Genomic DNA, 12,589 nt, shown 5'->3' with positions numbered 1-12,589 from the left:
CAACGAGTGTGCTTCGGGGACTGGCGTCACGATCAGGTACCCCGGAACCGCACATGAGTAGCAATGCTCCACCAAGAAATCTTGGTCACGACTAATCTCAAAATTCACAGTTTTATTCCACACAACGGCACGCTGAGCCGCGCGAGCTTGCGAGCGTCGGCTCCAGCGACTTGTTATACGCTAGATACGATTGCATATGATTTCATCCATGCTCGTAACCAGCCTCTCAAGATGTTTGATTCGTTTTGCTATGCTCGCCTCGTCGATGTCTACGATCCGTCCATGACCGTTGTAGTCCCCGGCGTGGGCGATCGCGTGCCGCCGCTCTACGAGTTTTTCCACGGACCTCTTTGTAGAGGGTGTGCCACTCTTCTGGGCCGCGTTCTCGCTGAGGTTCTTCAGGCGATACGGCAAGAAGATACTATCAATGACTTCGAATTTTTGTGTCGTGTATGAGTAGTAGTATTGCTGTATTAATGTCCGAATTCTCCGGTACGGCCGCTCCATTCGGATCAACACCAGGGCTTCCTTGGTGTCGAGTCCCGCTTCGTTGAGGAGGTCAATGAGTGACTGATCGGGCGTATACCGCTTGAGGTATGCAACAAGCTTCTCAGCAAACACATCCGTAACGTATGTATCCAACGCCGCCACTGCGAGCACTACCGCGCCCCGCACAATGTCCTTTGGGGCGGGTACGTCTGGATCGTCGGCATTCATCTTGTGCAAAGTTTCGTACGAGCTTGTGAGCGTTTCGCACCGGCGAATCGTCTTTAGAAACTTATCGTAGGCATTCGACGGCATCAGTGGCCTCTCGTATAACGCTTAGGTAACCGGCCGCTTTGGAGCAGAGCCGAAGGCGGCGCGGAAGAGCGGTCCCGTTGACCGTATTGTTAGTGCGGGGCTTCGGGAAATGCATCAAAGTTCTCTTCGATCCAAGCCAGGATGTATTCGTATCGGAGACCGATCAAAGCCTTCTTGGCTTTTTTGCCACCTAGCAAAATACCTTGGATTCGACCAGAAATATGCGCATCATTCCAAAAGAGCTCTGAAATAAGCCCACCACTAACTCCATGCATTTTTCTGGGCTGCGTACTATTTAAGTCCTCATCCAAAAGATTTTTTTCGTCGTACTCCAGAGCAAAATGAAGCTCTTTCATATACTCGTCATCAGGAAAGAAGCTTTCAGAGATATCATTTGCGGTATATCGCAACGCACTTTTTCCAACGCGGTGCGTACGAGTTTTCATAGTATTACGATTCGACGGAAAACCAAGCACCTCAGACCGTTGCTCACTTTTCCCGGGCGGATGGTTGTGGACAAATTCAGGCGTCACAAATAAAACAATGTCTTTTATCTTATCTACCGTCGAATTACTTAATTTTATCGCAGCAATATCCATTGCCTCATTTTTAATAATGCTATGACCCGCGAGAGTTATTGGTTCATCGATAGCGACGTATACAGGTTTCTGGTTCATTTCAACCAGCGCATGAGCAGGTGAAACCAAGAAAAACGAGCCACATACATAGGCGAACGTCGCAGTCGCAAAACAAGACCACAACTGGTTTCGCTCCTCATCCATTGACATGAGGGGTAGACAAAAACTTTTATCATTCTCCATTAATACACAGCCTTATATTTCGCACTAACGCCGCCAGCATGCGCGACTACGAAATGGAGGCGAAGCCGCAATGTAGTAGACGTCGCCGTGCCTGGCATTGTTAGCATAAATGGCACTTTCCTAGATCTCGCGCAAAGTAGTAGTTTGTTGCCTTAGAAACAGATGTATTGTTCAGTGCCACAAGATCCTCACGGCTTACATCGCCATCCTCCGTCTGTGAAACGAATGCCAATTTGGGGCTGATGGGCATAAAACAGTGTTCTTGGTAGCAGTCTGCAACCAGAAACTCTCCCTCCGTTGCTTGGACAAGACCCCAGCGAATATCGTTATACTGCACGATATTCATTTCAATCAGTTGCTGTATCTTTATTGATGCCGCGAACCGAGAAGGCATAATCCCTTCATCCCTTATGTGGCCTCCCCATTTTTTCTCAACTATTTCTGATTGGTCCTTGCTAAGACCTGAACCAGATATTCCAACCAGAGGAATGTCAGGGATAGAACCTATGTGAAAGTGATGCCGCAAGAACCAAAGAAGATGGTAAGTAGAAATGGCCAAATGGTTCCTTTGAGCGCCTATTTCAGCCTTATCTACCTGCTTATGAAATTCGTCTTCAATCTTTGCCATGTAGCCTTTCTCAGCCCTCTCATCCCAGGCTCTTTTTGCGCAGAAAATGGCTGCTCTCTTTTTCCTCTCTAGAACTTCACCAGTAGCAATTTCTTTAACTTGAACATATCCATCTTTTTCAAACAGCCCGATACAGTGCGCTGTATGAATGTGTTGATCCTTGGTGATCTGGTATGGATTGCCTTTTTGAGTTGGTTCGTACATGCCGGATTCCATGTAATGATGCTAACAGAGATTAGTGTGCCGGCACTGATATTCAATATCGTTGCGCGCTCAATAACTCCACCTTCAGGCATGAGCATGAACGCCTGAAGACCTTTAAAGAACAATAACCTATGTGAGGAAAGTCCGCTAGGCGTGTAATCGCTTGACCTCTCATTTCTGCTCATTCAATAATACTGTATATAAAAACAGCTTTCAAGGAGAGGGCCATGGATCGGCAGAAGGGTCGCCCGCGTCTGAGGGAACAAGTCCGTGAAGTCATTCGGCTCAACCATTACAGCATTCGCACTGAGAAGTCTTACTGGTACTGGATCCGCTACTTCATTCGTTTCAATCAAATGCGTCATCCCGGCGAAATGGGCGCCAATGAGGTGCGGGATTTCCTGACTTGGCTTGCGGTGCACAGAAACGTTGCGGCAGCTACGCAGAATCAGGCTCTTAACGCGCTGGTCTTTCTCTACGACAAGGTGCTCAATCAGCCTTTGGGCGAGATCGGTGATACCGTACGGGCAACGAAGCCTGCGCGGCTTCCGGTTGTTCTGAAACATGCGGAAGCCATGGCGATCATTAACCGCCTGGAATCGCCCCACCGGGAAATTGTAAGTCTGCTTTACGGCGCAGGGTTGCGTATTTCCGAGGCAGTACGCCTGCGCATCAAAGACATTGATTTTGAAACGTCGGTGATTACCGTCCGCGATGGCAAGGGCGGTAAAGACCGAACAACGCTTTTGCCCGAAACGCTCCGTGACATGCTTCGGTCGCGGATCAATTCGATCCACCAACACTGGAAAGGGCAAGAGGATTATTATGCATTCCCCGTTACCCTGCCCTTTGCGCTCAGTCGCAAATACCCGAACGCGGGAACGTCTTTCGTCTGGCAGTGGTTATTCCCTTCACACGGTCTCTGCCGTGACGGACAAGGCAAGGCAGTAAGACACCATCTCCACATGAGCGCTGTTCGGAAGGCAGTCAAACAAAGCGTACACGAGAGCGGAATCCAGAAGCCGGTGGGCTGCCATACCTTCCGCCATACCTTTGCAACAGAACTGCTCAGGCGAGGCAGTGATATCCGCACGGTTCAGGAGCTGCTCGGTCATTCGGACATACGCACCACCCAGATTTACACCCACGTGCTCGGTCAGGGCTTTGCCGGTGTTTCAAGCCCTCTGGGTTGAGGCCGCTGTTGGTCACGGTGTCAATTTATCGCTGGCAACCAGGTTGCCATTTTTGGACAATAAGCAACTGGCATCCCATCACCGGATCAATAAAAGACCCCATGGCTCGATTTGAATTCCCCCTCACCAACCGTGAACCCACCTTCGGCCTTGCCCTTGGCGGCGGCGCCGTTTTCGGCATTGCGCACCTGGGGGCACTGAAAGCCCTGGAAGAGCATGGTCTCCGCCCAACGCACATAACGGGCACCAGCATTGGCGCAATAATGGCCTCGCTCTATGCCTTTGGGCACACGCCGGAAGCCATTCGCGATGCCTGCTCGGAGCTGGAGTGGTGGCAAGTGTCCAGCTTCGGGTGGTCCCGCTACGGCATCATGAACAACTCAGCGATGGGTGATTTCGTTCGCAGCCACATCGGCGAGCGGGACTTTTCCGAGGCGCCGTGCCCGATGGCGTTCATCGCCACCGATCTTGCCTCAAGAACCCGGGTTGTTCTAGATAGCGGGGATGTGGCCGAGGCGGCCATGACCAGTGCCTGCGTACCGGGACTTTACAGCCCCATCGAACGGGGTGAGCAGTTGTTGGTGGACGGCGGCCTGGTCGAGAACGTGCCGATCTCGCCGCTCAGAGCACGGGGCGTGGACTTTGTGATGGGGATTGATCTCAATGGCAGCCGGCGGCCGCGCCAGCCCGGCGGTATCTTCGACGCGTTGATTACAGCCTTCGACATTGCCATCGACAGCCATACCCGCACCCAATTGGCCGAGGCTGATTTTGTGCTGTCGCTTGATCTTGCCGATTACGACCGGACCGACCCGGACCAGAGTGATGCCCTGTTCCGGGAAGGCTATGACGCCTGCCAGAATGCCATCCCCCGCATCCGCCAGACCCTGGATGCCAAAGCTCCCGGCCTTCTGCAACAGATCCGGCGTCGTCTGAGCCGTTTAAGGTCCTCTCAGGCCGGCTCCAAAGGGGCATAGGCCAGGACCAGCCACTTGCTGCCTTCCGCAAAGTTCACCTGCACCCGAGCGTGGCTGCCCGCGCCCTCGGCGTTCATCACAATGCCTTCCCCGAATTTCGGGTGCACCACGCGCTGGCCGAGCTGAAAGCCGGTTTCCGTTTCGTTGCTTACGGCGGAGCCGGCGTTGCTGAACATGGTGGGGCGGCTCACCGTATTGCGCAGTCGAACTTCGCGCATATGGTCATCCGGAATCTCACGGATGAACCGTGAGGGCGCATTGAACCGCTCCTGGCCGTAGAGCTTGCGGGATTCCGCGTAGGTCAGGGTGAGCTTGCGCATGGCGCGGGTCATGCCTACGTAGGCGAGACGGCGCTCCTCTTCCATGCGTCCCGGCTCTTCGGCGGACATGCTGTGCGGGAACAGCCCCTCCTCCATACCGGTCAGGAAGACCATGGGGTATTCCAGGCCCTTGGCCGAGTGCAGGGTCATGAGCTGTACGCTGTCTTCATCCTCCTCGGCCTGGGATTCCCCCGCATCCATGGCGGCACGGGCGACGAACTCGCTCAATGGGTTCTGGTCGTCTTCAACGCGGAACTCACGGGTCGCGCCCACCAGCTCGTCCAGGTTCTCAACCCGGGCCTGGCCTTTCTCACCCTTCTCTTTGCCGTGGTAGTCGCGCAGGCCGGTGTCGCGCACAGCCCGTTCGGCCAGCGAGTTCAGGGGCAGATTCTCGTGGTCGTCCGCCAACTGTTCAATCAGGTTCACAAACGCCTGCAGGCCGGTGCGGGCCTTGCCCTTGAGCAACTGGTGATGAAGCAGGTTGACGGTGGCCTGCCACAGCGAGACGTCCTCGCGCCCCGCGGCTTCCCGCACCGTCTCCAGGGCCTTGGCGCCCACGCCCCGAGTGGGGATGTTCACCACGCGCTCAAACGCAGCGTCGTCGTGGCGGTAGTTGACCAGACGCATGTAGGCCAGGGCATTGCGGATTTCCTGGCGGTCGTAGAAGCGCAGGCCGCCATAGACGCGGTAGGGAATGCTCTGGCGCAGCAGCGATTCCTCCAGCACACGGGACTGGGCGTTGGAGCGGTAGAGAATGGCGCACTCGGAGCGGGCGTTGCCCTGCTGGGCCCAGTCGCTGATGGTGTCGGCGATGTAGTTGGCCTCATCCTGCTCATTGAAGGCGGCGTAAAGATCGATGGGCTCGCCCGTCTCGCCGTCCGTCCAAAGATCCTTCCCAAGGCGCCCCTGGTTGTTGGCGATGACGGCGTTAGCTGCCTCCAGAATGGTCTGGGTCGAGCGGTAGTTCTGCTCCAGGCGTACCATCCGGCTGCCCCCGAAGTCCTGCTGGAACTGCTGGATGTTCTCGATGCGCGCGCCACGCCAGCCGTAGATGGACTGGTCGTCGTCACCCACGATCGTCAGCGGTACGCGATCCCCACTGAGCACCCGCAGCCAGGCGTACTGCACGGCGTTGGTGTCTTGGAACTCATCCACCAGCATGTGCCGGAAGCGGTGCTGATAGTGCGCCCGCAGCTCCGGCTTCTCCAGCCACAGCTCATGGGAACGCAGCAGCAGCTCGCCGAAGTCTACCAGGCCGCTGCGCTGGCAGTTCTTCTGGTACTCTCGGTAGACGTTGATCAGAGTAGTGGTAAACACATCGCCGTGGTCCTCGATGTGATCCGGGCGCAGCCCCTCATCCTTGCTGGAGTTGATGAACCATTGGGCCTGCTTTGGCGGCCAGCGGCTTTCATCCAGCTGCAGTTCACGCATCACCCGCTTGACCAGACGCAGCTGGTCGTCCGCGTCCAGAACCTGAAAGTTCTCCGGCAACCCGGCATCCTGGCAGTGCGCCCGCAGCAGCCGATGCGCCAGGCCATGGAAGGTGCCGACCCACATGCCCCGGGTCGGGATCTGGAGCATCTCCTCAATACGCCCACGCATCTCGCGCGCCGCTTTGTTCGTAAAGGTCACAGCCATGATGCTCGAGGCCGGCAGCTGCTCCACCTGGATCAGCCAGGCAATGCGGTGCACCAGCACCCGCGTCTTGCCGCTGCCAGCACCGGCCAGCACCAGCACGTGGCTGTCCGGCGCGGTAACGGCTTCGCGCTGCGCGTCGTTGAGGGGGTCGAGGATGGAGGAGACATCCATGGTTGCTCTGGGCCCTTTAGCGGTGAATGGGGTGAAAGTCCACCAGTATAACAGCCAACCCTGTTCAGGTATCCAGTACGCTTAAGCTCAAATATTGCAGTCTGCACCTGAACTGCTATTCCTTAAGTAAACCATGGAGCCAAGCACGCGTAGGGCTGCAGGATTTCGGCAACTCCTTACTCAAGAGCAGACACCTTCAGCCGATCCACAATAATAGGATGACTGATTTACAATAGGACAACATGCCAAGGCCACGCTCAGCGGGCGGTTAATATATAATTCGCCTCTAATAAAAAGGTTGAACACGACGATGCTTCAAAGACTCTCAATTGCCCTGAAACTTGCCCTTCTGGTGGGTATTACCGTTATAGCCCTGATCGTGACCCAGGGGTTCAACCTGTACACCCAGAGCCAGAACGCTGATCGCCTGAACCTTGTAGACGAAGAGCTCTATCCCACCATGGAGCTGGCAACCGTTAATCTCGGGCAACTTGAGTTAATGGAAGCTCAGATCAACTCAGCCGTGACCACAGGCAATGAAGATAAGCTGGCTGAGACAGAGACCTACCACAAGACCATTCAGGATAACCTGAGTGAATTGAAAACAACCGCGCCTGAAATGCGGGACCGCTTCAACCGGCTTTCGCAAGAGCTTGAACGCTACTACAGCGAAGCCACGAGGATCGCCTCGGCGTTCATTGAGGGCGACGCGGACATGAGCGCATTGAGCCAGGATGCCTCCGCCAACTCAGATCGTCTCAAGCAGCTTAAGGCGGATATGAAAGAACTGCGCGACCAGGCCCGGTCCGACTTCAACACAGCCATTGATGACACGGTTACAACCACGGAACAAAGCACCACGCTGGGGCTGACCATAGCAACCATTGCCATCGTCGCACTTGTGGTTCTGAGCCTGCTCATTGCCCGCTCCATCACGAACAGCCTCAATCGTGTTATTCAGCCTCTGCGGGATATGGCCTCCGGGGAGGGCGATCTGACCTCACGTATTGACTACGACGGTGGCGATGAACTCAAAGAGCTGGTTACCCATTTCAACGCTTTTATCGAAAAGCTCCACACAGCATTCAGCACGATCAGCACTGATGTGGCGGGTCTGGAAGAGGTCTCGCAGAAGCTGTCAGCGACCAGCAGCACAAACCTGAAGCGCATCAACGAGCAATCCTCAGCTATCGCCTCGGCGCGTAATTCAGTTGATGAACTGGTCAAGAGCGTGGAAGAAGTGGCCAACTTTGCGACCAACGCCTCGGAGCAGACACAGGGCGCAGCGGAGTACGCGAACCGCGGCAAGGACCATGTGTCCGGCAACGTCCAGACCATTCAGGATCTGGCGCAGGAAATTGATCAGTGCGCCGAGCTCGTTAACCAGTTTGAAAGCCACTCCAACAAAGTTGCGGGGCTGCTTGACACCATTAAGACCGTGACCGAACAGACCAACCTGCTGGCGTTGAATGCGGCCATTGAAGCCGCACGGGCCGGTGATCACGGGCGCGGGTTCGCGGTCGTGGCGGACGAAGTCAGAAACCTGGCGGTTCGCACCCAGCAGTCAGCTCAGGAGATCGAGACAGTGATTTCCGAGCTTTCAAACCTTGCGGAATCCTCGGTCAAGGCCATGCAGAGCAGCGTCGAAAAAGCCCGGACCGGGGTCGATGCCACGCGTGAATCCGGGGAGGTGCTCCAGAGCATCCTTGAGAACGTCGAAAGCATCAGCAGTATCAACGAGCAGATTGCGGCTGCCACTCACGAGCAGACCGCTACATTCAATGACGTTGTAACGAATATCTCGGACATCCACAGCAATGCCGAGCAGGTCATTGAGACAACTCAGGAACTGGACAAGGCCAGCCAGGACAGCCGGGAAATCACCCAGCGCCTGCACCAGATTGCCTCTCAGTTCCGTGTGTAACCCCGGCAACTCCCAACAACACAAAACGGAGCACCACCATGAAGCAATTGAAAACAGCAAAGTCCCGCCTGGCCCTTTGCCTGCTGGTCAGCGCCGGCGTTACCGGCGCTCATGCCCAGGATCAGGAAGAGCGACTGGACCGCCTTGAAAGCGAACTTGAGCGACTCCAGCAGGACATGCGCGATTCCCGTGACCGTGACTTCCGCATTAACGGTTTCATGAGCACCGGCTATGCCCGCGCCAGCAATGATGCCGGATACGCCGGAATAACCGAGGATTCTGAGGTCCGGTCGCAAACGCTGTTCGCGGTTCAGGGTACGTTTGACCTGAGTGAGCAGACCAAGGCCACATTCCAGCTGCTGTCCCGGGGGGAGCCGAAAGCGGCAGGGGGCGATCGATGGGAAACCCAGCTGGAATGGGGCTATATAAGTCACAAGATGGACAATGGGCTGCGCCTGCGCGCCGGTAAAATGCGCACTCCGCTGTTTATGTACTCCGACTCGCTGGATCTGGGCTACGCGCAACCCTTCGCCAAAGCCCCTGATGCCGTCTATGACCAGGTGTCACTGAGCTCTTTTACCGGGGCAGATGTGACTTACAACTTTGACATTCTCGGCCAGCCGATCCGCACTCAGGTTTTTGCGGGGCACAGCGAAAATGAGGACTTGGTCGGGGGAACGGAGCTGCGCAACACAGCCGGCGCCGTAGTGTCCTGGACGGATTACACCTGGACAGTACGAGGCGTCGCCGCGCGCGCCGATACCTCGATTGGCAACCTTCCGACTGAAGACGAGGACGGCAAGTTCTACGGACTGGGTATTGAGTATGAGCAAGGCAACATCCTGGCGGTTTCGGAGATCACCCGGCGCGATACGGATGGGGTGTTCCCGGAACGCGACGGCGCCTATGCCACTCTCGGCTACCGGTTCGACGACGTCATGCCCTACGTCACCTACGCGTGGGTGGAAACCCAGGATGACGACAAGCGTCCTGTCGCTCCAACGAGTCCCGCAGCCGCGCTGGCAGCGTTCAACGAAAAGCGTGAGGATTACAGCCTCGGCGTACGCTGGGATGCCATGCCCGGTATCGCCCTCAAGGCGGACTGGACCCATTCAAGGGCCTTTGGCGACACCTCCGGCGGCTTGAGTGGTAACGCAACAAGTTTTGCGACTGGCCAAGGCAACCGCTTCGACCACACCAACGTTTACACCCTCAAGCTCGACGCGGCATTTTAAGGAGCCCCGACATGAAAACACTACGCATGATGGCGCTTGCCGGCCTCTTCGCCGCACCCTTGAGCATGGCGGAGGTCGTGGTGATCGCGCATCCGGACGGTCCGGATAATCTATCCGAGAGCGACGTGCGCGCGCTTTATCTTAACCGCAGCGATGCAGCGACCCCCTTTGAGATTGCTGAAGGCAGCACGATCCGTCGCGAATTCCATGATTGGATTACCGGCCGCAGCAATTCCCAGCTCAAGTCGTTCTGGGCCGAGCAGACCTTCACCGGCGAGGGCGAACCGCCGACCGAAGTCGGTGATTCCGCCCGGATGGTTGATGAAGTGGCCGCCACGCCCAACAGCATCGGCTACGCCGACCCTGCGGACGTGGATGACTCCGTCGATGTCATCCTGAGCAACTAAGTACTTGCGAAAAAGCCACCATGCCGTGTAAAGGCGTGGTGGTTTCTTAATAGCCAACACACCTCAACATCCCTCATTGTCCAAAACCCTTCTCAATTATTTTGTAGTGACAAGCAGGCTCTCAGGAGCAGTCCGATAGAGATCTTTATACCTGTTTCTGGCACCCATTCAGCGCGATGGCGCACATTGGCGTAGGCGCCATCTTCACTACGACCGCATATTGCACCGCTACAACCCAGCACGATAGGCGAATACTGCTATGCTCCAATAAATAGCTTATGCATACAGCTGGGGGGGGGACCGGCCATGTCCATCACGAAGAAACTGGTTCTGACTTTCATCCTCGTACTGATCACAGTGATCGCAAGCGTTTCGGCGCTTGCCATCTACCAGGCCCGCCAGACCGCTGAACAGGACGCCGTCAGAGCCAGCCTGCAGCAGATCCGGCAGGTTGACTACTCCATCACCCAGTTCTTCCAAACCATGCGCAAAGAAGCCCGATTCCTTGCTTCGGATACCCGCATTGCGCAGTCTGTTGGCAACCTTTCCCGTTATCTGGATGCGAGCAGCTCGGGCGAGATGACGCCGCAGAAAAACAGCTTTGAAGAAGCCATGATGTATCGGCTGTTCAAGCGCTACGCCGAGACCAAGGGCGGTCTCGCCTATGTTTACTTCGGCAGCCGCAACGGTGAGTTTGTGCAATGGCCCATCGGCGCCAGCGGCGCGCCCTATGACCCCCGTGAACGGCCCTGGTACAAAAAAGTCAAGAATGCCTCAAGCGCCACCATCATGACCGACGCCTATTACTTTGAGGCGGATGATACCAGCCTGGTCAGTGTCGCCAGCGAAGTGCGCGACGAAGCGGGTGAGTTCGTTGGTGCCATCGGCATTGATGTGTCACTGAAAGGCCTCATGGGAATGGTCAATGACATCGAGCTCGGCAAAGGCGGCCGCCTTGTGCTTGTGGAAGAAGACGGAACCATCCTCGCCAACCCCCTGGCTCCGGACACCAACTTCAATAACGTGGACGAACTCGAAGACAGCACCCTATCGAAACTCGCCAGCATGGATGAAGACAGCCGCACCGTAACCTTGAATGGCACTGCCTATCAGGCCACCGTCTTCACCTCACCGGAACTGGGCTGGCGGTTCATGGGACTCATTCCAAGAGAACAAATGATGGCCGGCGCCAACACAATGGCGTGGCAAATCGCGATTATGGGGCTTCTGGCGATCCTGGTTTCCGCCGGCATCGCGGTGGCATTGGCGCGCTATCTGACCAGCCCCATTCGCAAAGTCACCAATCGGATGTACGACATCGCCGCCGGCGAAGGCGACCTGACGCAGCGATTACCCGAGGAAACAAACGATGAGATCGGCCAGCTCTCCCGGCAATTCAACGCGTTCGTCCAGAGAATGCAAGAGACCATTCAGGATGTGGATGGTACCACTCAAAGTCTCGCCTCCGCCGCGGAACAGTTGAACAACATCGCCACCCAAACCCGTCAGACGGTTGAGCGCCAGAGCAACGACACCGACCAGATCGCCACCGCCATCAATGAGATGACGGCCACAGTGCAGGAGGTATCGCGTAATGGTAACGAGGTTGCTGATGCCGCCTCGGATGCGGATGCCAAAGCCCGGGAGGGCGGCACAGTGGTTGCCGAAAACGCCGCGGCCATGGAGACGCTGGGCACCGAGCTGGATGACATGACGGCGGTCGTGGGCCAGCTCTCCGAGCGCAGCCAGGAGATCAAGACCGTCCTCGACGTCATTCATTCGGTCACCGAGCAGACCAACCTGCTCGCTCTGAACGCCGCCATTGAAGCAGCACGGGCGGGCGAACAGGGGCGCGGCTTCGCCGTCGTTGCGGATGAGGTCCGCGCTCTCGCCCAGCGCAGCAATAAATCCGCCGAGGAGATCCAGGGCATCATTGATGGCCTGATCTCGGAGACCAATAAGGCGGTGGCAACCATGAAGCAGGCGAAAGAGCGCTCGAACGACAATCAGCAGCGGGCTTCAAGCGCCAAAGACTCGCTGACTTCTATTGAGGAGTCGGTGTCAACCATTAGTGACCAGGTCACCCAGATTGCCACTGCAGCCGAAGAACAGAGCCAGGCTGCGGAGGAGATCAACCAGAACGTGACCCGGATTGTGGAGGCCGCTCAGGAAAGCAGTTCCGGTACCGAACAGACCAACCGCGCCAGTGATGAGGTTGCCTCAATGGCGGAGCGTCTCAGAGAGGTGGTTGGCCAGTTCAGGATCTGAAA

At 56.4% G+C, this 12,589-nt stretch carries 10 protein-coding genes; 6 read left to right on the top strand and 4 right to left on the bottom strand.

All coding sequences use genetic code 11. The features are described from left to right. Window positions 1-180: 180 nt before the first annotated feature. From AAF659_RS08510 to AAF659_RS08500, 3 genes are all read right to left on the bottom strand, one after another. On the bottom strand, window positions 181-801 hold the full coding sequence (locus tag AAF659_RS08510; RefSeq protein WP_349751305.1) for a HEPN domain-containing protein: 621 nt from the start codon (window positions 799-801) through the stop codon (window positions 181-183). An 89-nt stretch (window positions 802-890) separates the two neighbouring features. Then, window positions 891-1,622 carry a hypothetical protein gene (locus AAF659_RS08505; protein ID WP_349751304.1) on the bottom strand — a complete coding sequence of 244 codons (732 nt, stop codon included), beginning with the start codon at window positions 1,620-1,622 and terminating at the stop codon, window positions 891-893. 100 nt (window positions 1,623-1,722) lie between these two features. Further along, on the bottom strand, window positions 1,723-2,454 hold the full coding sequence (locus AAF659_RS08500) for a hypothetical protein (protein ID WP_349751303.1): 732 nt from the start codon (window positions 2,452-2,454) through the stop codon (window positions 1,723-1,725). Window positions 2,455-2,681: 227 nt separating this feature from the next. On the opposite strand from AAF659_RS08500, the gene AAF659_RS08495 reads away from it, so the two are divergent. Together AAF659_RS08495 and AAF659_RS08490 are read left to right on the top strand one after the other, a co-directional pair. After that, window positions 2,682-3,647, top strand: coding sequence for an integron integrase (locus tag AAF659_RS08495; RefSeq protein ID WP_349751302.1), 966 nt, complete (start codon window positions 2,682-2,684; stop codon window positions 3,645-3,647). Window positions 3,648-3,748: 101 nt separating this feature from the next. Next, window positions 3,749-4,624: a patatin-like phospholipase family protein gene (locus AAF659_RS08490; protein ID WP_349751301.1), complete on the top strand. Its 876-nt coding sequence runs from the start codon at window positions 3,749-3,751 to the stop codon at window positions 4,622-4,624. On the opposite strand, the gene uvrD is transcribed toward AAF659_RS08490, so the two are convergent. Beyond that, entirely contained in the window at window positions 4,600-6,753 is a 2,154-nt protein-coding gene (gene uvrD, locus AAF659_RS08485) for a DNA helicase II (RefSeq protein ID WP_349751300.1), read from the bottom strand. The two genes, AAF659_RS08490 and uvrD, sit on opposite strands and share 25 nt — an antisense overlap. Window positions 6,754-7,063: 310 nt before the next feature. On the opposite strand from uvrD, the gene AAF659_RS08480 reads away from it, so the two are divergent. From AAF659_RS08480 to AAF659_RS08465, 4 genes are all read left to right on the top strand, one after another. Beyond that, a complete protein-coding gene (locus AAF659_RS08480; RefSeq protein ID WP_349751299.1) occupies window positions 7,064-8,677 on the top strand; it encodes a methyl-accepting chemotaxis protein in 1,614 nt (537 codons plus the stop codon). A 38-nt stretch (window positions 8,678-8,715) separates the two neighbouring features. Beyond that, on the top strand, window positions 8,716-9,912 hold the full coding sequence (locus AAF659_RS08475; protein ID WP_349751298.1) for a porin family protein: 1,197 nt from the start codon (window positions 8,716-8,718) through the stop codon (window positions 9,910-9,912). Between the two features lie 11 nt (window positions 9,913-9,923). Next, window positions 9,924-10,319 carry a hypothetical protein gene (locus tag AAF659_RS08470; protein ID WP_349751297.1) on the top strand — a complete coding sequence of 132 codons (396 nt, stop codon included), beginning with the start codon at window positions 9,924-9,926 and terminating at the stop codon, window positions 10,317-10,319. A gap of 306 nt (window positions 10,320-10,625) precedes the next feature. Then, window positions 10,626-12,587 (top strand): methyl-accepting chemotaxis protein, encoded by a 1,962-nt coding sequence (locus AAF659_RS08465; RefSeq protein ID WP_349751296.1) that lies wholly within the window; start codon window positions 10,626-10,628, stop codon window positions 12,585-12,587. Window positions 12,588-12,589 lie beyond the last annotated feature (2 nt).

Origin of the sequence: Salicola sp. Rm-C-2C1-2, from assembly GCF_040196175.1 — a bacterium.
In the GTDB taxonomy this organism is placed as follows: Bacteria; Pseudomonadota; Gammaproteobacteria; order Pseudomonadales; family Oleiphilaceae; genus Halospina.
Note: the sequence above shows the minus strand (reverse complement) of the source record. Positions and strands in the feature narration are given on the sequence as shown.